General features: G+C 62.1%; 17 protein-coding genes and 7 pseudogenes. 9 read left to right on the top strand and 15 right to left on the bottom strand.

The window, feature by feature from the left end:
* The first annotated feature begins 21 nt into the window (after positions 1-21).
* Positions 22-2,349, top strand: coding sequence for a S9 family peptidase (locus J7396_RS14465; RefSeq protein WP_209261643.1), 2,328 nt, complete (start codon positions 22-24; stop codon positions 2,347-2,349).
* Between the two features lie 46 nt (positions 2,350-2,395).
* Here the strand turns inward: J7396_RS14465 and J7396_RS14460 are convergent.
* Together J7396_RS14460 and J7396_RS14455 are read right to left on the bottom strand one after the other, a co-directional pair.
* Positions 2,396-2,700, bottom strand: a pseudogene (locus J7396_RS14460) (prolyl oligopeptidase family serine peptidase).
* Positions 2,701-2,747: 47 nt separating this feature from the next.
* Positions 2,748-3,083, bottom strand: coding sequence for a DUF3817 domain-containing protein (locus J7396_RS14455; protein WP_071117402.1), 336 nt, complete (start codon positions 3,081-3,083; stop codon positions 2,748-2,750).
* 228 nt (positions 3,084-3,311) lie between these two features.
* Here J7396_RS14455 and J7396_RS14450 point away from each other — a divergent pair, with 228 nt between their 5' ends.
* The 3 genes from J7396_RS14450 to J7396_RS14440 all read left to right on the top strand — a co-directional run bounded on the left by J7396_RS14450 (position 3,312) and on the right by J7396_RS14440 (position 5,673).
* Positions 3,312-3,932: a YiiX/YebB-like N1pC/P60 family cysteine hydrolase gene (locus tag J7396_RS14450; RefSeq protein ID WP_209261642.1), complete on the top strand. Its 621-nt coding sequence runs from the start codon at positions 3,312-3,314 to the stop codon at positions 3,930-3,932.
* Positions 3,933-4,017: 85 nt separating this feature from the next.
* Complete coding sequence (locus J7396_RS14445; protein WP_041470000.1) at positions 4,018-4,956, top strand: alpha/beta hydrolase-fold protein; 939 nt, start codon at positions 4,018-4,020, stop codon at positions 4,954-4,956.
* 255 nt (positions 4,957-5,211) lie between these two features.
* On the top strand, positions 5,212-5,673 hold the full coding sequence (locus J7396_RS14440) for a membrane protein (protein ID WP_014089269.1): 462 nt from the start codon (positions 5,212-5,214) through the stop codon (positions 5,671-5,673).
* A gap of 132 nt (positions 5,674-5,805) precedes the next feature.
* On the opposite strand, the gene J7396_RS14435 is transcribed toward J7396_RS14440, so the two are convergent.
* The 3 genes from J7396_RS14435 to J7396_RS14425 form a co-directional block, all read right to left on the bottom strand.
* Complete coding sequence (locus J7396_RS14435; protein WP_008577582.1) at positions 5,806-6,201, bottom strand: VOC family protein; 396 nt, start codon at positions 6,199-6,201, stop codon at positions 5,806-5,808.
* Positions 6,202-6,273: 72 nt separating this feature from the next.
* Complete coding sequence (locus J7396_RS14430; protein ID WP_042841487.1) at positions 6,274-7,248, bottom strand: glutathione S-transferase family protein; 975 nt, start codon at positions 7,246-7,248, stop codon at positions 6,274-6,276.
* 162 nt (positions 7,249-7,410) lie between these two features.
* On the bottom strand, positions 7,411-8,190 hold the full coding sequence (locus J7396_RS14425) for an SPFH domain-containing protein (RefSeq protein WP_014089266.1): 780 nt from the start codon (positions 8,188-8,190) through the stop codon (positions 7,411-7,413).
* A 360-nt stretch (positions 8,191-8,550) separates the two neighbouring features.
* Between J7396_RS14425 and J7396_RS14420 the strand changes: the two genes are divergently transcribed.
* Complete coding sequence (locus tag J7396_RS14420; protein ID WP_033479339.1) at positions 8,551-10,137, top strand: SDR family oxidoreductase; 1,587 nt, start codon at positions 8,551-8,553, stop codon at positions 10,135-10,137.
* Positions 10,138-10,474: 337 nt separating this feature from the next.
* Here the strand turns inward: J7396_RS14420 and J7396_RS14415 are convergent, their stop codons facing one another.
* Positions 10,475-11,062 (bottom strand): hypothetical protein, encoded by a 588-nt coding sequence (locus J7396_RS14415; RefSeq protein WP_031420895.1) that lies wholly within the window; start codon positions 11,060-11,062, stop codon positions 10,475-10,477.
* 440 nt (positions 11,063-11,502) lie between these two features.
* Complete coding sequence (locus J7396_RS14410; protein WP_209261641.1) at positions 11,503-11,814, bottom strand: hypothetical protein; 312 nt, start codon at positions 11,812-11,814, stop codon at positions 11,503-11,505.
* Positions 11,815-12,116: 302 nt separating this feature from the next.
* Here J7396_RS14410 and J7396_RS14405 point away from each other — a divergent pair.
* Together J7396_RS14405 and J7396_RS22605 are read left to right on the top strand one after the other, a co-directional pair.
* Positions 12,117-13,226, top strand: a pseudogene (locus J7396_RS14405) (hypothetical protein); the annotation flags it as partial.
* 42 nt (positions 13,227-13,268) lie between these two features.
* Positions 13,269-13,613, top strand: a complete 345-nt coding sequence (locus tag J7396_RS22605; protein WP_244669685.1) for a hypothetical protein — start codon at positions 13,269-13,271, stop codon at positions 13,611-13,613.
* A 58-nt stretch (positions 13,614-13,671) separates the two neighbouring features.
* Here J7396_RS22605 and J7396_RS14400 read toward each other — a convergent pair whose 3' ends face one another.
* From J7396_RS14400 to J7396_RS22740, 3 genes and pseudogenes are all read right to left on the bottom strand, one after another.
* Positions 13,672-14,085 (bottom strand): hypothetical protein, encoded by a 414-nt coding sequence (locus J7396_RS14400; RefSeq protein ID WP_209261639.1) that lies wholly within the window; start codon positions 14,083-14,085, stop codon positions 13,672-13,674.
* Positions 14,086-14,248: 163 nt separating this feature from the next.
* The gene (locus J7396_RS14395) at positions 14,249-15,016 is read right to left on the bottom strand and encodes a DJ-1/PfpI family protein (protein WP_209261638.1); all 768 of its coding nucleotides are present in this window, start codon (positions 15,014-15,016) and stop codon (positions 14,249-14,251) included.
* 276 nt (positions 15,017-15,292) lie between these two features.
* Positions 15,293-15,385, bottom strand: a pseudogene (locus J7396_RS22740) (AraC family transcriptional regulator); the annotation flags it as partial.
* Between J7396_RS22740 and J7396_RS14385 the strand changes: the two are divergent.
* Positions 15,384-15,542, top strand: a pseudogene (locus J7396_RS14385) (oxidoreductase); the annotation flags it as partial. The pseudogenes J7396_RS22740 and J7396_RS14385 sit on opposite strands and share 2 nt — an antisense overlap.
* Before the next feature lie 484 nt (positions 15,543-16,026).
* Here J7396_RS14385 and xopAF read toward each other — a convergent pair.
* The 5 genes and pseudogenes from xopAF to J7396_RS22585 all read right to left on the bottom strand — a co-directional run bounded on the left by xopAF (position 16,027) and on the right by J7396_RS22585 (position 19,607).
* Complete coding sequence (gene xopAF, locus J7396_RS14380) at positions 16,027-16,683, bottom strand: XopAF/AvrXv3 family type III secretion system effector (protein WP_083347870.1); 657 nt, start codon at positions 16,681-16,683, stop codon at positions 16,027-16,029.
* Between the two features lie 646 nt (positions 16,684-17,329).
* Positions 17,330-17,536: pseudogene (locus tag J7396_RS22595) on the bottom strand (XVIPCD domain-containing protein); the annotation flags it as partial.
* Between the two features lie 314 nt (positions 17,537-17,850).
* Positions 17,851-18,093, bottom strand: a pseudogene (locus tag J7396_RS22590) (peptidoglycan-binding protein); the annotation flags it as partial.
* A gap of 856 nt (positions 18,094-18,949) precedes the next feature.
* On the bottom strand, positions 18,950-19,345 hold the full coding sequence (locus J7396_RS14370) for a SymE family type I addiction module toxin (RefSeq protein ID WP_029818555.1): 396 nt from the start codon (positions 19,343-19,345) through the stop codon (positions 18,950-18,952).
* Positions 19,342-19,607, bottom strand: a pseudogene (locus J7396_RS22585) (hypothetical protein). Before J7396_RS22585 ends, J7396_RS14370 begins: the two are co-directional and overlap by 4 nt.
* Before the next feature lie 462 nt (positions 19,608-20,069).
* Here J7396_RS22585 and J7396_RS14365 point away from each other — a divergent pair.
* On the top strand, positions 20,070-20,480 hold the full coding sequence (locus J7396_RS14365) for a hypothetical protein (protein WP_244669676.1): 411 nt from the start codon (positions 20,070-20,072) through the stop codon (positions 20,478-20,480).
* Positions 20,481-20,486 lie beyond the last annotated feature (6 nt).

Raw genomic sequence — 20,486 nt, 5'->3', positions numbered from 1 at the left:
CTTTCATCCCGGAGAATCTTCATGCCCACCACCCCGTTGCCGCTGCGGCACCTGTGCCTTGCCGTCGCCCTGGCCGCTCTGCCGGCACTTGCCGGCGCGCAAGCCCCTGCCGTCACCGAGGCCGACTACGCGCGCGCCGAACGGCTGATCAGCTATGCCGCACAGCCACTGGTGGACCACGCCCTCACCCGCATCGACTGGCTGGATGCCACGCACGTGGCGTATGTCGATCACGATGCCAAGGGCAACCGGCTGCTGCAGCTGGACACCAGCACCGGCAAGACCGCACCGCTCTTCAAACAGGCTGCGCTGGTTGCTTCGCTCAACAAGCTATTGAAGACCGGCGACAAGCCGCTCAAGGCCAACACCTTCGCACCGGTGGTCAAGGTCACCGCCGATGGTCGCTACCGCCTCAACGTGCGCGACACCGCCGTGGTCTGCGATGCGCGTGCGCGTTGCAGCAAGCTGTACGCCAAGGACAAACCGGAACCGGGCGTGCTGTCGCCGGACAAGCGCAGCGAAGCCTTCATACGCGACTGGAACCTGTGGATACGCGATCTTGCCAGCGGCCAGGAAACCCAGCTCACCCGCGATGGCGTGGAAAACTTCGGTTACGCCACCGATAACGCCGGCTGGCAGCACACCGACAATGCCATCTTGGCGTGGTCGCCGGACTCCCGCAAGATCGCCACCTTCCAGCAGGACCAGCGCAAGACCGGCGACATGTACCTGGTCAGCACCAAGCTGGGACATCCGGAACTGCAGGCGTGGAAATATCCGCTGGCCGGCGACAAGGACGTGACCATGATCGAGCGCGTCATCATCGACGTGCCCACCCGCAGCGTGCTGCGCCTGAAAACACCGCCGGATCAACATCGCTCCACGCTCTGCGACGACGTGAGTTGCTCGCCTGGCCTGTGGGACGATGTGAAGTGGGCACCGGACAGCAAGACGCTGGCATTCGCCTCCACCTCGCGCTTCCACAAGCAGACCTGGTTGCGTATCGCCGATGCCAGCACCGGCGCGGTGCGCACCGCCTTCGACGACACCGTCAAGACCTATTACGAAAGCGGCCAGGTCGCCGCCAACTGGGCGTATCTGCCGGCCAGCAACGAGGCGGTGTGGTTCTCCGAACGCAGCGACTGGGGCCAGCTGTATCTCTACGATCTGGCCACCGGCAAACCCAAGCGCGCCATCACCACCGGCGAAGGCAACGTCACCGAATTGCTGCGCGTGGACCCGGTCACGCGCACCGCATGGTTTGTCGGCGTCGGCCGCAGCGCAGGCGTGGACCCGTACTACCAGCAGCTGTGGAAAGTCAGCCTGGATGGCGGCGATCCGGTGTTGCTCACGCCGGAACCGGCCAATCACAGCATCGCGCTGTCGCCCGACGGTGCACGTTTTGTCGACACCTATTCCACCTCGGTCACGCCGCCGGTCACGTTGCTGCGCGAAGCCGGCGACGGCCGCACCGTCAGCACCCTTGCGACAGCCGATATCACCCGTCTCAAAGCCGCGGGCTGGGTGCCGCCCGAGCCCATCACGGTGAAGGCACGCGATGGCAAGACCACGTTGTACGGTTTGATGTTCAAGCCCGCCAATTTCGACCCGACCCGCAAGTATCCGGTCATCGATTACGTCTACCCGGGCCCGCAGACCGGCTCCGTACGCGGGCGTAGTTTCCTCGCCGGCCATGGCGACAACCAGTCGCTGGCCGAACTGGGCTTTATCGTCATTGCCATCGATGGCATGGGCACGCCGTGGCGCTCCAAGACCTTCCACGACACCTGGTACGCCGACATGGGCGACAACACCTTGCCCGATCAGGTCGCCGGCTTGAAGGAGCTGGGTCAACGTTATGCCTGGATCGATCTGGATCGCGTCGGCATCTGGGGCCATTCCGGCGGCGGCAACGCCTCGACCGGCGCGATGCTGCGTTATCCGGATTTCTTCAAGGTGGCCTGGTCGGAAAGCGGCAACCACGACAATCGCGGCTACGAAGACGATTGGGCCGAGAAGTATCACGGCGAGCACATCGTCAACACCGACGGTACCTCCAATTACGACGACCAGGCCAACGCCAATCACGCCAGCAAGCTCAAGGGCCGGCTGATGCTGGTGCACGGTACGCTGGACGACAACGTGCCGCCGTACCTCACCTTGTTGGTGGCCGATGCCTTGATCAAGGCCAACAAGAACTTCGACATGCTGATGCTGCCCAACGCCAAGCACGGCTACGGCGATCTCACCCCGTACGTCACCCGCCGTCGCTGGGATTACTTCGTGCAGTACCTGCTCGGTGCGACCCCGCCGGCGCAGTATCAGATGCAGCCGATGCCGGCCAATTGAGCGGCGTACAGGCGGTACGGTGGCCGCTGCTGCGCCATGTCCGCAGCTAACGCGTCATCGCGCCTAGGCGCCGCACCACATGTGTCATCCGGTTAGACCCGGATGACACGGCGGCCACTCGCTTGGCCGTACTGCCACCCAAGTGCTTCCTCAAAAACGCCAGCACGCGCGTGTCGTACCCGCGTCGATGCGGCTCGATGAAGAACCCGTGGCCCTCGTTGGGGAAGTACAGCGATTACGCGGGCATCCTTGAGTGCGCACTCCATCCGTTGGGTGTGTTCGACCGGCGCGCTCGTCCTTGCCACCGGCCATAAGAAGCACCGGCATCTTGATCGGATTGGCCGGTGTCAGCGGCGAACGTGCTGCCAGGGGGCTGCGCGCGCCGGGCGCGCAACGGTTCAGTGCGCAACAGGTTGCCGCTGGCCCAGCAAGCCCAGACGCCGGAACCACATCTCCAGCGGCACCGTCACCAGCGGCGGCAACGCCGCCAGCAGACTCAAGGCCCATGCCCACCACGGCCAGCGCAGCCGCAGTGCGGCAATCATGCTGACCGCGACATAGAACAGGAACGCCGCGCCATGCAGGCGCCCGAATACCCAGACCACGAGCTCGGTGCTCTGCAGCCCATACTTCAGAAACATGCCGACCAACAATCCGGCCCAGGTCAGCCCTTCGAAAAATGCAGCCAACGCAAACAGACGGCCGATCGGCGACAACGCAGAAGACACACGCATACACCACTCCAGACGGACAGGGATTGCCGCGACGCGATGGCGGCGGCGACGCCCGCTGGCAAGGCCAGTCTACAGTCCAACCCAACGACACTGAGGTTAAATGGCCAGGCAAGCGCATGCGCCTTGCGACCGATGCGCGTGATACGTGCCCAGTGCCCACATGCGTTTGGCACCGCCGCCGCACATCCCGGCGATAATGCCGGCTCCGTCGTCCTCAAGCCTCGCACCATGCGCATCGCACTGCTGTTGTTCCTGCTGGTCGCCTTATTGCCCGCCACGGCGCTGGCGCTGAAGGTGCGCGATGGCGATCTGCTGTTCGTCACTGCGGCGCACACTGGCCTCAGCGGCGCCATCGACGATGCAACTTCCACCCAGGGGCAACCCAGCTTCGACCATGTCGCGCTGGTGGCGCATGCAGGCGACGTTGCGGTGGTGCTGCATGCCGACGAATACGGTTCGCGCGAGCAACCACTGCAGGCATTCATCGATGAGGCCACCGCCAAGCAGCGGCAGATCTTCGTGTATCGGCTCACCCCCGAACATCGTCCTGCCATCCCCGATGCCATTGCCCAGGCACGGCGCATGCTTGGCAAGCCCTACAACGACACTTACGTGCAGGACGACAACCGCTATTACTGCTCGGATTTCATCGAGCGCGCCTTCCGCGCGCATCACGTGTTCGCCCTGCAACCGATGAACTTCAAGAACCTGCAGACCGGCAAGATTTCGCCATACTGGATCGATTTCTACCGCAGCAAGGGCATGCCTGTGCCGCAGGACATGCCGGGCACCAATCCGAACGATATGGCCACGACGGCGGCGTTGACCTCGATGGGTCGGCTGAACTAAACGCCGCGTGCCGATGTCCCCAGACGATTCCGGGGTGACCCTGCAGGAGACTGCTTTGAAGAATGCGATGTTGGCAGGATTAGGGATCGCGCTGTTGGTCGGCTGCGGCAAGGCACCAGCGCCGACGCCGGCTAAAGCAGCAACGCCGCAGGCAGCGGTCGCAGTGCGCACGCCTGCCCATGCCCCGGGCAGCCAGCGTGGCGAGGGCCACCCTTATGAGCTGGCCGATACGCAGGTCTGGGACGTACCGGATCCAGTCTCGGGGCGTCGCTATCAGGTCTTCGTCGCCCTGCCACGCGCTTATGCGGAAAATCCGCAGCGGCGTTACCCGGTGCTGTACGCCACCGACGGCGACTACGCGTTTGCGCTGGTCAAACAGATCGCACGTCGCTTGAATGGCGAAGGCCCGGCCATCGAGGATTTCATCCTGGTTGGGCTGTCCTACGCCGTCGGCGAGGAACCCATGCCCAGCCGCAGGCGCGACTATACGCCGACGCCGGAAGACGGCCCTAACGCGGCGCCGGTGGCGACCCACGGCAAGAGCGCTGCCTATATCCGCTACCTGCGCGAGCAGGTCTTGCCGTTTGTGGCCAACCACTACCGAACCGACGAACAGCGGCGCCTGTATCTGGGGCATTCGTACGGCGGCCTGCTCGGCACGGACATCCTGCTCAGCAGCCCGGAGATGTTTTCTGGCTATATCCTCGGGAGCCCGTCGTACTGGTATGGCGAACATGCCATGGTGGCGCAGGAAAAGACCTTTGCAGCCACGCATCGCGATCTGCCGGCGCAGGTGTACATGTACGTCGGTGAGTACGAGCAAGTGCGTTATCACCAGACCTACGACATGGTCATCGATACCCAGAACATGGCGCGTGCGTTGCGTGCGCGTGGCTATCCGTCGTTGCATCTCACGCTTGAGGTTCTCAACGATGAGGACCACCTGAGCATCGGGCCGCGCGGCATCACCCACGGCTTGAAGGTGTTGCTCGGGAGCAAGGCTGCCGATCGGAGCGAGCGCTGACGCAAGGCATGGCCTCGGGATATTCAAGTGCCCAAGGCAATGGCATGCACCGCAGCGGTCAGCCACGGACACCACCGGTTGCTGCGCCAGCGGTTTGCGCATGGCAGCGGCCGGCATGCGAGCACAACCGATGCGTAGCGTGCACAACATCTTGCCAACTCCCACACACGCCACGCCCTAGTCTGCGCAGATCGATGACAGCGTGCCACGCGCAGGCATTCCGCCTGCGATGGTCGAGCACATGCAGAGGTGCACATGGCTTTGATCCACTCCATCCTGATGGGCGTCGTCGCCGGCATGCGGTCGATGACGCCGCTGGCGGCCGTCGCCAATGCTGCACGCACCGGCAAGCTGCCTGCCGACAATGGTGCGCCGGCACTGCTCGCCAACCCACTGGCATCGGCCGGCATGTTGGCATTGGCTGGCGGCGAGCTGGCCGGCGACAAGATGAAGACCGCGCCCGACCGCATCGTGCTGCCCGGCATGATTGCGCGCATCGCCACCGGTGTGATCGTCGGCACTGCATTGGCGCCGCGCGAACAACGCGGCATCGCCGCGCTGCTCGGTGCGACGACGGCCGTTGCCGCCGCTTATCTCACCTTCAATGCACGCATGCGTGCGATCGAGCGCTACGGCCAAACCAGCACCGGCGTGGTCGAAGATGCGATCACGGTGGGTGCGGCGACGCTGATCATGCGCGATGCGGCCAAGCGATAACGCATCTCCACGGATTCACGCATGATGCTCGCAGGCCTGCCACAGATTGCGCAGGCCGTGCTCGCATAGCGCTCAGTCGCCGTCATCGACCCAGCCAGCTATTCCTGTAACGGACTGCGCGACAGACCACGCTCACGCCGGGCGATAGATCGCACACAGCTTGTTTCCATCAGGGTCGCGCACGTACGCCAACCACGTCGGCCCCATGCTGCTCTCACGCAAACCGGGCGGTCTTTCGATGGAAATGCCGCCGGCAGCGACCGCGCTGTCATGAAAGTGCTGCACTTGTTCCGGCGAGTCGCACTTGAAGCCAACCGTTGCACCGTTACCCGGGCTGGCGGCTTCGTCGTTGATCGGCTCGCTCACACAAAAAGTGCTGCCTGCATGCCGGTAGAACAGGCGCGTGTGCCCGCTTGCTGCCTGATTGACGAACGACGCAGGCGCACCGAAGACACCTCCTAGCACTGCATCGTAGAACGCTCGCGCACGCGCGATATCGTTCGTTCCTACCATGACATGATTGAGCATGACGTCGCCTGTTGATCGCGCGGGTGCGCAGCATACGCCACCATACCCGCTGTGCCATGTCGACCATGCGAATCAGTCGCCACGCCCATGAGGCGCATCCAGATCCAGTAGCGGCCCCATCGGGACGATACCGGTGGGGTTGATGGTGTCGTGGCTCTGGTAGTAATGCCCCTTGATGTGCTGGAAGTTCACGGTGTCGGCAATCCCCGGCATCTGGTAGAGCTCGCGCAGGAATCCAGACAGCTGCGGGTAGTCGGCAATGCGCCGGAGATTGCATTTGAAGTGCCCCACGTACACCGCATCGAACCGCACCAGTGTGGTGAACAGGCGCCAGTCGGCTTCGGTGAGCCGGTCGCCGCAGAGATAGCGTTGTGCGCTCAGGCGCGCCTCCAGCCAGTCCAGGCTTTCGAACAACGGCAACACCGCTTCGTCATAGGCCGCCTGGGTAGTCGCAAAGCCCGCCTTGTAGACCCCGTTGTTGACGGTGTCGTAGACACGCGCGTTCACAGCATCGATCTGCTCGCGCAGCGGCTCCGGATAAAAATCACCGTCTGCAGCGCCAATCGCGTCGAAGGCGCTATTGAACATGCGGATGATGTCTGCCGACTCGTTGCTGACCACGGTCTTGCGCTCGCGGTCCCACAACACCGGCACCGTGACCCGGCCCGAGTAATGCGGGTCGGCCTTGAGATACACCTCGTACAGATATTGCGCGTGATTCTCGGTGTCGCCGACCACGCCTGGCCCATCGGCGAAGGTCCAGCCGTTTTCGCGCATCAGCCAGTGCACGATGGACACGTCGATCATCGACTCCAGCCCTTTCAGGCGCCGGAAGATCAGCGTGCGGTGCGCCCATGGGCAGGCGAGCGACACATACAGGTGATAACGCCCCGAAGCCGCCTGGAACCCGCCCTGGCCATGCGGCCCGGCGCTGCCATCGCGCGTGACCCAATTGCGAAACTGCGACTGCGAGCGCTCGAACCGCCCCTCGCTCTTGCTGGTGTCATACCACCTGTCCTGCCATTTGCCATCGACCAACAGACCCATCGTGCTTTCTCCCGCCGCAACACTCACAGGCGACCGTAGCCCAGCGATGTTGCAGGCTGCGTGAGCAGCGCGATGGTGCGCGAGCGTGGCACGCGATCACCATGGAATAATGCAGGCAGGCGCGTCACCCGGTGCGTGCGCCTGGCGGCCGGCAAGACGCACCTATCTTGCAATCACCGCCGTTCCCGATGGCACCATGTAGCACGCCTGCGCTTTCTTGCAGGCCTCGGCATTGAGCTCGGCGATCTGGCTGGCCAGGTACTGCTCCGGCGTCAGCCCCATGCGGTTGCGGTACGCGTTGTCGGCGTCGGCCTTGGCCTCTTGCTCCTGCTCGCGCTGCCGTTCTGCGGTGGTCGCCTCCACCAGGGTCTTGACCCGCTGTTGCTGCGCGGCAGTCAGATTCATCTGTTGCAACACATCCGGATTCGGACGTGCGCGGCCCAAGGTGATGTTCTGGATCTGGATCGGCAGGCCTTGTTCCTTGACCAAGGCACTGACGTTTTGCGTCACCGAATCGTCGATCTTCCTGGCGGTGTCCGGGTCGCTCATCATCTTGGTCATGTCGTAGCGCTTGACCTGGTCGCGCACGATGGACGCGTACTGGCTGGCCACGTTGTTCTTGAACCAATCCTGCCCAAACCTGGACAACAGCAGCGCCGGCGCAGTAATCCTGTATTGGATCTGGGTGGAGAAGTCCAACAGGATGTTGTCGCTGGAGGAAAAATCGTCGAATGCCACCTGCACGGTTTGCGGCGTGACATCCACATAGCTGGCCGACGTGGTCAGCCAGGTGTAAGTGCGCCCGGGATCGCGCACATCGTCCAGGCGGATGCCGCCCTTGCCGAAGAACAAGGGCTTATCCACCAACACGGCCTGCTGCCCCGGATCGGGCGACACAACGGTGCACGCACACAGCAAGCCGGCCAGCCCGATGGCCAGCATGGAAGTCTTCATCGATGTCCCCTTGAATGCCCCGGGCGCCAATTCGCGCCGGTGTGGCGGAAGATTACCCAAACACCCGGCCAGTCGCATCCTGCGGGCAGCTGAGGGACGTTCACCCACAGCTCGTCGCTCAAGGAGCGCCCGAGGCCGCCAGCCGAGCGCGCGGCAACAGACTGGCTGACCCGCTCAGCCGCCCGTATTGGCGCCAGCCACCCACAATCGGCGAAAATGTCCACCTGCCGACGTCCCGGCCAGCGGCCAAGCGCAGCGGCGCCCTGCCCGCCTGCTCCTGTCATCGTCTTCGCCTGCTGGCTGCCGGCCATCGTGCCTGCGTTGCCAGCCGCCCATTCCGGATCTGCCTTGAACACCAACGTCCCACCCGTGCCCAACGACGAGCTGCCCCTGACCGACCGCCTGCGCGCGGCCCTGGACGTGCTGGAGGCCATCGACGCCGACCGCAGCGTACTGGACACCCTGCCCGAAGCCGACCGCGTGCGGCTGCATCAAGTGGTTGCCAAGGTCTATCACCCCGAGCCGAAGGCGCGGCGGCAGTTGCTCAAGCAGCGCGAGCGCGAGCGCCATCAGGAAAAGGTGCGCAAGGCCGAAGCGCTGCTGGAACAACGCGGTATCCGCGCACTACGACGCAAACCGGTATTCAGCACGCCAAACTATTTCCCGCCGCATGCCGCCGGCCTGCACGATGCCCACAACGGCGAAAACGCCACTGCCGCGGCGGAGCCCACGCATTCGCCCGAGCTGCGCCATTGCTATGTCTGCAAGCAGAAGTTCACCGAGCTGCATCATTTCTACGACCAGATGTGCCCCACCTGTGCGGAGTTGAATTTCTTCAAGCGCACCGAAACCGCCGACCTGCGCGGGCGCGTCGCCCTGCTGACCGGCGGGCGCGTCAAGATCGGCTACCAGGCGGGGTTGAAGTTGCTGCGCGCCGGGGCAGAGTTGATCGTCACCACGCGCTTCCCGCGCGATTCGGCCGCGCGCTATGCGCAGGAACCGGACTTCGCGCAGTGGGGTCATCGCCTGCAGGTGTTCGGCTTGGACCTGCGCCATACCCCCAGCGTGGAAGCGTTCTGCAATGAACTGCTGGCCACGCGCGAGCGGCTGGACTTCATCATCAACAACGCCTGCCAGACCGTGCGTCGCCCGCCGCAGTTCTACGCCCACATGATGGCCGGCGAAACCGCCGCATTGCACGAACTGCCGGAGACCGTGCGGAATCTTGTCGGTCATTACGAAGGCCTGCGCACCCCGGAGTTGCTCCGCGATGCCTCGGCCACCGCGTTACCCGCGGTGCATGGCCGTGGGCTCGACAGCGCCGACGGCCTCACCCGTGCCGCCGAACTCTCGCAGATCGCGTTGCTGGACGACGAGCTGGTAGGCCAGCAGCATCTGTTTCCTGATGGGCGACTGGATCAGGACCTGCAGCAGGTCGATCTGCGCGGCCGCAATTCCTGGCGCCTGCTGATGGCCGAAGTGCCGTCGGTGGAGCTGTTGGAAACGCAGCTGGTCAACGCCATCGCACCCTTCATCATCAATGCGCGTCTCAAGCCGCTGATGCTGCGCACGCCCGAACGCGACAAGCACATCGTCAACGTCTCGGCGATGGAAGGCCAGTTCTATCGCAACTTCAAGACCACGCGCCACCCGCACACCAACATGGCCAAGGCCGCGTTGAACATGATGACGCGCACCTCGGCGGCCGATTACCAGAACGACGGCATCCATATGAACAGTGTGGACACTGGCTGGGTCACCGACGAAGACCCGGCAGAGATCGCCGCGCTCAAGGTGCAGCAGGAACGCTTCCACCCACCGCTGGATATCGTCGACGGCGCCGCGCGTATCGTCGACCCGATCATCCACGGCTTCAACACCGGCGAACATGTGTGGGGGCAGTTCTTGAAGGATTACGCGCCAACCGATTGGTGAGGCGCGATGACGGGGCCTGGCGATCCATACCGGCACGCGTATTCCTCACCACCAGCAAAAACGGTGTTCGGTTGACGCTGTCGGCATCCGGCGCTATTGGCGCGATGCGCAGTGACACAGACTGCAAGTGCGTGCAAGAAACGTGTCGACCATATCGTCAGCACATCCTTGCAGAGGCGGCAGACAGCATCAACGACTCGTCTTCCATCTAGCCACGTCTGTCGTCAGGGATGCCATTCCTGCTTTTTTGCCCGCGTGCTGCAATCACGCAGGCCAACGTCTCGTCATTGGCCTGCATCATCGCTGGCCACATCCTGAGCTGATGCAACGCGAGAGATTATTTGCAGTCTTTGGAGACGGGCGCCACATCGACAGGAGTTACCTGTCCATCAACGGCAACCCGTTTGACCGCCAAGGTGCAGACCGAGTTGCGAAAGTCCAGGTCCAACGCAACCTCGTAATCGGCACCCGCCTCCGGAACAAAGGTGGATGCCAGCAACGGCCCGCATGTCCAACCGCTTTTGAAGCCCGGCGTGCTGGTCCAATGCGCCGGCGAACTGGCACCGGCTTCCACCACCACCGGCTTGCCAGCTTCGATCGCATATTCCTTGTAGAACGGCTTGGAACCGATCATCTTGCGCTCGTGCAGGTTGCGCGTATTCTGGGTCTCCGGGATGCCGATCGCCTGGTTCTTCACCGATCCCATCAGCGAGCCGAACGCGCTCCCCAACGAACCGGACGCACGCACCTTCTCGCCATACGTGGCGGTACACACAGCGTCCTTGTACAACACGATTCCCACGCCGTTCTGACCAAACATCCGGATGCGCGCACCCGTGCCATCGATCCGCGCAGGCGCTTGTTCGGCAGCCAGTACGGGGGCGACACACGCAGCCGCCAAGGACACAACGAGCAATCGAATCATCACGTTCAACACAGCCTCCACAGTTCCATCGAACCTTCTGGTGAGCGTGGATTAACGGCAGGTTGCGTGAAGTCTTGAACTCCGGTGCAAGTGCCACGCCCAAAGTGAGGCACATATCACCGAAGGCATCACATCTGCCTGGCCGAGCGATGCGCTTTTGCCCGCGATGTGGCCGCAACGCTCTGCATCCTTCGACACAGAAACCGGCCATGTTCGCACCGTCTCCAGACAGCCCTCGCTGTTGAGCGGCATCTGACGATGTAAAGCGGGGACAGAGGTGTTCCGAACAGCCGGGCGCGCCTGCATTGGCATCTACGCAAGAAGGAAGAAGCTTCCTTCCAGTGGCAGAGCAGATGAACCCGCGCCTTGTGCAGTTTTTGCCGCGCGGTGCTTGGCCGACTCACGCTGCAATCGTCCCGGCAGGCGTCGCGGGCTCTGCGCTATCGCCGATCCGCATCCTTGATGGCTTGCGCGCGCGCAAGCGTGTTGGTCAAGGCCAAAACCTCCGGCAATTCGTGCCGAAAGGCATCTACCTGCCCGGCTGGCACGACACCTTCGAAGTTTGACTGGTCGAAGATGGGGCGGCCTTCCATGTAGAACCCATCGCGGCCCTGCACGACGAAGTGGAAGCACGATTGCCACCGCGGATCAGGGCGCGCCGACAATTCCACACTGACTTTACTGTGCGCGCGCCCGGTGTCGCCCGAGGTGACGGTCACGGTGCGCGCCGTGATCTGGTTCCCGATATTCATGCAGGCAATGATCGGCGCTAGGCCGTCGCCGCGCTGTGATCCACGAGGCTGCGGATTCTTTCAAGAGCACGCAACCACGCACCCTTCACGTCATCACGACACACCGTTGAAGACGCGATTTCCAGCAGGTAAAGCCAATGCCTGTTAGCGGCCTTGCACAGAGCTAGCGACAACTCACATGGGCACCAGAGGCGGACTTAAGTGCACTCGCAAAATGCTGCAGGCCGGCGAAGTCGTTGATCGGTTGTCGCGAGCCGCTACGATGGTGCGTATTGTCGCGGCCCCCAGCAAGGACGTTGCCCATGTCACAGCACGCGATCGAGGACGTGATCGAACGCGCCATCCATCTGGTCGATCGCAGTACGCAAAACGCCGCGCACCAGGCCGCGCTCATCCACGCCTTGCTCCACCTGCAGGCACGCTACGACACCGGCCTGACCTGGCTGCGCATGCATGAGGTGCTGCTGCGCCACGGCGTGCTGATGCGCACGCCGGTGGAGGCCATCGACGATGCGGCGCTGCGCGCCCAAGCGAGGGCTGCCGAGACATCGTGCTGGTTGGAGAGCGATCGTGGCACGGGCTATCTACACCTGGAAGAAAACGCATCCGTGCTCTACCAGCAAACGGGAACCGGCCACGCCATGCCGGTTTCCGCCTTGTTCCGTGCCGTGCTGACGCTTGCCGATCAGGCCGACGATGGCGAGTTGTTCACCAACTTCTATGGCCTGCTGGTCAACGGCTGGCTCGACGCCACATTCACCGCCGAGGACGGCCTGGCGTCGTCGCTGGACGGTCTTGTCGCCTGCGATGACCTGCAGGCAATCCGTGGCATTGCCGCGCGGCGTGGACTCAAGCGCCGGCGCGGCGTATCGGAAGATCTCGCGCTGCCTCACCTCAGCGAGAGCCAGGAGCCTGGCGAGATCGAGCAAAACGCCGGCTTGCGCTTCTTCCTGCAGCCCAAGCGCGCGCCCACTGCCTTGCTGGCCGCACGCAACAGGACCCTGCGCCAGCTCGCACGCGTGCAGGAACTGATCCCGATGCTGGTGGAGCAGCGCCTGAGCGCCGCGCTGCAGCAGGCGGGTTGGTCGGCGGTTGCCGTGCAACCCGAGCATCCATGGTGCTGGACCCGCGACCGCGACGGCAGCCGCCAGTGCCTGTGGGCCACCCACGACGCGACGTGTGGGGAGTTGATTGTCCAGGCAGGCCTGCAGCACGCCCGGCTGCTGGACTGGCAGCAACGTTCGGCAACCACCCAACTGCACGACCTGCACATATACGATCGCGCCGCACCGCTGCTCGGCAAGCATGCGCTCAACCCCAAGGACATCGGCACGTATGGCGGCTTAAGACTGGACCCGGCTCACAGCGATGCGCAGCTGGGCAACGCCTTCGACCGTCTGGCCGCTGCCCTCCCTGCCCTGGACGTGTACTACTTCGATGTGATCGCGCAGCAGTTGTCTGGGCCATTCTTCGATCGCGACCTCGAGATGGTCATGCGCACGATGGAGGAACGCCACAGCACCGGGGCAATCGCCCAGGATGTGCTGCTTGCCAGTCCCGACAGCACATTACTGGCGTTTGTGTTCCACCATCTGGAACATGGGGACGACGTCGCTGCGGCAGCGGTGGTTGAGCGCGTGCGCGCACGCCATGCCGCGCGTACGCGTCTGAATGCCTGGCATCGCGCGTATTTGAGCCCATTCCTGCAGCGATGGGACCGGGAGCAGCGCGATATGCCGATGCCGCCAGTGCAGCACGTCCTCCTGCTCAATCACCTGCGCGCATGTGAATCCGTCTGAACATGGTCGCCGCCATGGCCGCGCTGGCACCGTTCGAATCGGTGACCTCGGCCATGGCTCAGCCCTCCTGCGTCGCCTTTTGAAACTCGATACGCCCGTGATCGCCCGAATATTTTCTCTTGACCAGGATGCGGTCGGCCGGTGTGATGCAGCTATTTTCCAGCGAATTGGCTACATGGGCTTCATCAACGAAGAACTCTTCGTAAGGCAACGGCAGTACGGATGTCTCACCGCCCTGATCGAACGTGAGCAACAAACTGTCCTCGCGCTCGAAGCACAGCCGACTCCAGGCAACATCGGCCAGTTTCCCGGCTTCGACAACAGCCGATTCCTTACCTGCAAGCAGTGCCGCAACATTCTGCGAAAACTGCTTTTTTGAAATCGGGGGCTTGGTCATGCCGCATCCTGCAAGCGTGGCAACGGCAACGGCGGCCGCGAACGAAAGGTAACGACGGAAGATGGCCAATGGCATGGGGGCGCGGCTCCTTGCTGCGGGCTGGTAGACAGGTGGACCAGGATCAAGCGCTGCACGGCGCTCCATCAGCGCGCAGCCTGGCCCCACCTGGTGCATTGCGGCTACGGTCGCATCTTGCCGCTGAGCCGGATCAACAGGACAGTCTCAGCGCATCCACCACTCAGCCGGCAGCGAGGGCGGTGGCAAACGGGTCGTCGCCGGCATCTTCGTTCCAGACGTGCTCCGCGATGCTGGCGACTTCCTTGGCAGCGTCGTGGCCGAAGATCTTCGCAATGAGCGCCAGCGCCATGTCCGTTCCAGCGGACACGCCTGAGGACGTGAATAGATGTCCATCCTCCACCCAGCGCGCACGCTTCACCCACTCCGCCTTCGGGCCCTGCGACGTCACCCAGGCGAAGGCGCGCTTGTTGGTGGTGGCGCGCCGCCCATCCAGCAGGCCGGCGCGCGCAAGCAATGCGGCGCCAGTACAGATGCTGGCCACATGCGGGGCCGTGTGCGCCAGGCGCGCAATGCCAGCAACCAACGCGGCGTTGTCCACCTCGCGGCGCGTGCCCATGCCGCCCGGCACCATCAGGATGTCGACTGGGGGCGCCGAATCCAGCGCGTATTCCACCGCAACCGTTGGGCCGGCGCTACTGGCGACTGCGCCGACACGTTCGCCGAGCATCACGATCCTCACCTTGCCTTCAAGATTGCCGAACATATCCAGCGGCCCGAACACATCCAGCAGTTGGAAGCCCTCGAACACCAACATGCCTAGCGTCAGTTGCGCTGTAGCTGAGGCCACCTTGTCGCGCCGCGCGCTTGCCGGACGCGCATCGTTGGCCGTTGCGCCGGCGCAGATCATCGCAGCGCTGCCCAGCAGTGCGGTGCGTAGCACCAGACGGCGCGAATGGTTGGCATGGGTCTGCTCCCGTTCGATAGACATGGCAGTTCCTCTGTATGAGACCAACAGTGTGTTGGCGTCGCGCATGGATGAGCCCGCACTGCAGCGCGAGCGATTGCGGTGGTGCGCAGGCCACTGTATGCACCGCTGCGCAGTGCGGTGTGAGGACGCCCCGCATCAGCGTGGCGGCCGCCAGGCATGCTCCACGCGCATGCGTTGACGCGCGCAAGGCCTACTTCAACGGTCGCCTCTCCAGGCAGCGCCGCAGGACAGGCAAACAAGGCTCCTGATGATCGCCACAACCGGCTGCTTGCTGCGCTATCTCTCGCCCGGCCTCACCAAGCGCCTGGGTGCCGCCCCGAACATGCGCTTGAATGCATGGCTGAACGCGCTCGGCGACTGGTAACCGACCGTGAGCGACCCAACGCTGCGGCAAACCCTGCAGGCGCAGTCCGAGGCAAGCGGCCTGCCTGCCAAGGCCATCGCGCACGCCATCGCCGATGCGATCGATCAGCCAGAGGATGTCGAGGTCGGCAGCCTGGTGATTCGCCCTACGTCGCAAGCGTAGTGGGCGTCAATCCATTTACGCGCTGGCATGTCATTTTTTAGCAGCGCTTGAGGGTTTGAAGGCCAACCGGGCGCACTCAGCGCTGTAAGCATGCTCAGAGTCCCCGCCCTATGCGTGCACATGTGTCGGCTGGGATCTGCTGTAGCTGGGCAGCAGGACGCAATGCAACATCTCGTTAACCCCTACCAGCCGAATTTCTTGATTTCCCAGGAATCGATTCTAACGAAGACGGAATTTGCGCACCGTTACCCGCAAATGTGGCGCCAGTGACACATACGATTCCTAGACAAAAACTGCCATGCCAATGGCTGATCCCCAGATGCCGAAATTCGCTTGATCGGATGTGGGCGAACGGTCGCAGTGGTCCACGCTGACACTGAAGCAAAAGCATATCGGCCCGGCAAGCCGCGCCGTTGATCAATAAGTAGACAGAGTGCTGGAATGGCGGACTAGCCCCTGCACGTGGAGCTAATCCGCCAGATGACTACTTAACGAGATTTGTTACGAACCTTACAGTTCCGTTTTCTTCTACGACGGCGCCCAGCGGGCCGTTGCCATTATTGGCACCAGCACCGGTGCTGCTAAATTCAATCGGTACGTCCATCGCCCCAAGGGTTGCCTCAATGGCTTGAATCTTTGAGACGCTTGAGCGAGAGCTACTATCGCCTCCATGGATTGCTGCTTTAGCGGCATACCCCTGCGAACGAAGACTCTCAATATAGCTTTTAATTTCCCACTGCGCTCTGCGATTTTCGGGCATAACATGGAACACCCGCGCCTTGCCTGCATTCTGGGAGGGTTTTTCTCCCCCGACCGCAACCCCAACGCAAAGGTCCATCCCGTCAGTCATGCAGAGAACCCCAGGCTTAGAGGTCCCGGTTGAAGCTGTTACAGCAGGCTGGGTCGAGTAGCCAACGCCCTTGATCGGCTTATTTCGGTTCAATGCGAACTCCCGACCTGCTCCGGAGGATCTCTTTATCCGTGTAGATGCCAGGCGCACGGGAAACGCTTCTTCATGACTGCGATCCTTGAGCGGAGCGCTAGGATGGCTTCGCTCGGCCTGGTTCTGGCTGGCAGACAGTTGCTCAAACTGAGGGAAATTAGTTGGGTTATATGAGTAACGATTGATACTACTTGTCATGGAAATTACCTCTATCGATCCACAGAGAAATTCTTACAAAATACGCACTCGCCAGTGGACGTGGCCGCGAACTTATCTGCAATAATCCGAAAAACGCCGCAGATTAAACGAGCGAGTTAAAACAGATGAGACAATCGAACCACCCGAATCTCTTACCCTAGGACACCCACGCAGACGACATGTACTTGGTCTGCCCAGCACACCTTCAAACCTACCCGGTGACCCAGATCGTGCGTGGCATTTTGGTGATGCCGGTGATCATCAGCCAAGAAGATCCACAACGATCCCCACCCTGCTGGATGACGCGCATCAGGTACGGAAAGGTCCGGACGCAGCTAACGCGACGTCGCCAACATCTCGCATTCAAGAAGAAATTATCGTGACGGAAGCGAAGCCGGCACGCTATTGCACAGCGTCGCACGGGCTTGCATGAGTCGCTCGCTTAATTACTTCCCTGCCGTTTAAGCAGCGTATCGATCGAAACCCAAGGAGTAAGTGCGTCGTCGGCGATCTATCTGTCCGGCATCGGCCAGCGTGGCGGCAACCGACGCGTGCAAGGCTGCAGTGGCAGTCACCCAAGTGCGATCTCCCAACCCGACGGAAGCGATGCAAGCCCACGACCAGAAGTCGCCGCGTGGCATGACGTTCAGCGCGTCATTGATGGACCGGTTTGGCTGACGGGTTGCTGCGATTGCTCCAGCGCCTGCTGTTGTTCGCGCGCCTGGGTCTGGTTGATTGCCTGCAGGCGATCAAATGACTGGATCTCTGGCGTCTGCACGGCTTCCACGGTCGGCATGTGTGCGCGCTGGTGTGCCGGGTCGTTGATGGCACCTTGGACAATGAAGACTTGCTGGTAGTTGATGACAGCCGGCTGCATCGACAGACGGTACACGCCATCCTCCTGAAGCGGCTGGTTATCTGCGCCTCGGAATCCCTCAGCATTCTATGTGCGCTGCACATGCCGCACGATGTCAGACGATTCGCCAATGCGGATGGTGCCATCGTCCACAATTGGCCTTGGCTCGATGCCACCACTCCGTGTCTGGGCATCAACCGATAGACGCCCGCTCGCGGGTCTTCCATGTAGTCTTCGGATTGCTGGTAGTAACGCTTGTCCATCTCCATATGGACATGCTTGCCGGCGTTAGGGAGCCCCTTGTTGCTCTGCGTACCGAGCAACTGACCGTATTCCACGCTGTCTCCTACCGAAACACCGACTGGATCCAGATGCAAGATGCGCGCGACCAATTCGCCGCCTTTGCGATCGTAGATATCTACGGCACCAAACCGGCCGGCATCAACACGGGCTACATAGCCTGCAACAGGCGAAGGCACATCAACGGCGCGAACGTTGGCACCACTTGGCGGGATCCGGCTATCTTCAAGCAAGAAATCCTTGGTCAAGAGCATCTGATCCGCGCCCAGAGCGCTGGAAGATCCGCCGTCAGTTCTACGTGTCTCCAGCTCCTGAATTTCCCCGCCAATCACACCCTAAGACCGGGTACGCGGGTTTTCGACATTGACAGGAATGCCGTCCACCACTTGAGCACGCGCATTTGCCCCTGGATGATGGGTGACCAAACCTTCGAAATCTTCGACACGCTGATTGCCGAGCCTGGGGCTATGAAACTGCTGCAGCCTGTACGGCGCAGGTTGAACGACATTCCCGTCTTCACCTGCCATGACGTCTCTCCTTGATCATGCGATAACTTTTTAAATTATTTACACCGACGATACTGCTTCACTGATTCACCGTCGGAAATCACTAGATGCTCGCCCTTCAAAATGTACAAGTCATCAGTTCTTATATCTGGCGCAATATCCGACTTGGCGGAAACAACCCAGGCGTGCGGGCCGGTGGAAACAAGCTTGATTGCTACCGGAACCTCCTCGTGCTCGTACCCACGCAGCCGGGTCTTCTCGATGCGTATGGGTGAATCAGAATCAGGATTCAAGGGTAGCTTGCACGATTGTGGCCCCAGATCCCACATCCCCTGGAGTTCTGTGGGATATGCAATGGAGTGCCGCGCCTTGGTGGCTGACACCGCACTGCAGCTAGGCAATAGAAGGGAAACTGAAAGGAACGCAGTCAACATCCGCATACTTACCTCTACTCAGTAGTCATGGTCGGCGCGCAAGCCTGATAGAAGGCGCGCGACCACTATAGCTAAGCACTAATCAGGCAGAGACATCATTACGCAGCACGTGTCTTATGCCTCTGGACGGATTGTCTTGCATGCTGCGTGGGCAACATCTAGCACCGCGGCTACAGCGGCACCTCCACCGGTGGCAACACCTCCATCAACAGCTGCCCCGCGCTGGCGGTGATACGCAGCTTGGTGCCGATGGCAAAGCCCAGTTGTTCCAGCCATAGGCCGCTGAGGCGGACGTGCGGTACGTGCTGGTCGCCGGCGTGGTCGTGGGCGCCGGGGTAATGGGTGTAGCTGACGGTGCATTGGCGCGGGCGGCGGGCACGGCGGGCTGCGCGTAGCGTGCCGGGGCCTTGCGGAGAGACGTCCGGGTCGGGCGGCAGCATCGGTGGCAGCTTGGTGCGGTCGGGTTCCACCACGACCCACTGCACGCGCTTGGGCGGCGTGGGGCGCGCACGCGTGCGGGTGGGCCGTGCGCTGGCAGATGCCGTGGGTGGGCGGCGGCGTGTCATGGCACCTCCGGCTGGTGGTTGGTGGATGCGGCAACGCGCTGCTGCACCCCCCAGCACTGCGCGCGACCCGGCGGCGCAAGGTGTGCAGCAGCGCACCAAGCTGGCGACTCAGCGGATGCGCGGGATGGATGCTCGCCTGCTCAACAGCTGCGCGTGCGACGAGCCGGCGTAGCACCTCGGCTACATCTAACAGCAGGCGGTGAGCGGAAGCTGGCAATAGATCAACCGGCACAGATGCCGGCATGGATGGTGCGGTAGACATGGCAACGCCCTCCTGGAACAACCCAAGAACCGCCGCCAACGGCGACGGGATGTCGGGAGGTTCGAAACCGCACACAGCCGGCGGGCGTATTTCCCTTGCGGGTGTTGTATTAGCCGCCCTCCCGACGCAGGCATCGCGTCGGCTTGTACCTGCAGGATGCAGGCACAAAAAACCCACCGGTTTGACGGAGGTGGGTACCGCTGTGTGAGGAGTTTCGACGCTCCTTAGGCTGGAGATTGCAACGCACCAATCGCGATGTCAACCGAGGCCATCTGTGCTCAGAAGGCAGATCCGAAAAGTAGCGACACACGATCTGTGTGATCAGATATTTGAGGTCACAGGCCCGCTACGCTTGCACCGGATGCACTACGAAAGAAATTTCGCGCCGTCCCATCACTTCTACCTGGCTGTGTAGACCTGACACCTTTAATCTTGCCGTATCACCCAACGATGGTAGGTGTCATGGAAAGTAGCGATGTGGGACCGATCGTGCCCTTGACCTTCAAGGCATTAGAAGAACGCCTGCGCGCGCTACCAGAGTTTCCTGCCGACACTGCCAGCCCAAGCCGCCTCGTGCGCGGCGCCGCCATCGTTATGGCATTAGGAATCGCCCTGACCCTCGTTGCTTCGTTCTTAAGCTTTACCAATGTTCCTCCCCAGTTGCTAAAGAAGGCAGCAACGGCTGGCTTCTGGGTTGCGTTGATAGCGCTAGGCATCCTGATGATAATTAGCATCTATGGGATAGTCAGTGATCTACGTCGATGGACAGTAGATCAAGCAATGCGCACTGATCATCAGCTAGAGCAATTTATGCAGGAGGTGAGTTGGCTGAAGAAGTATCCGGCAGCAACCCTGCATGTCGACTCCCCGTAAACTTGA

The organism is Xanthomonas sp. A1809 (assembly GCF_017746015.1).
GTDB classification, from domain to species: Bacteria; Pseudomonadota; Gammaproteobacteria; order Xanthomonadales; family Xanthomonadaceae; genus Xanthomonas; species Xanthomonas euvesicatoria.
Note: the sequence above shows the minus strand (reverse complement) of the source record. Positions and strands in the feature narration are given on the sequence as shown.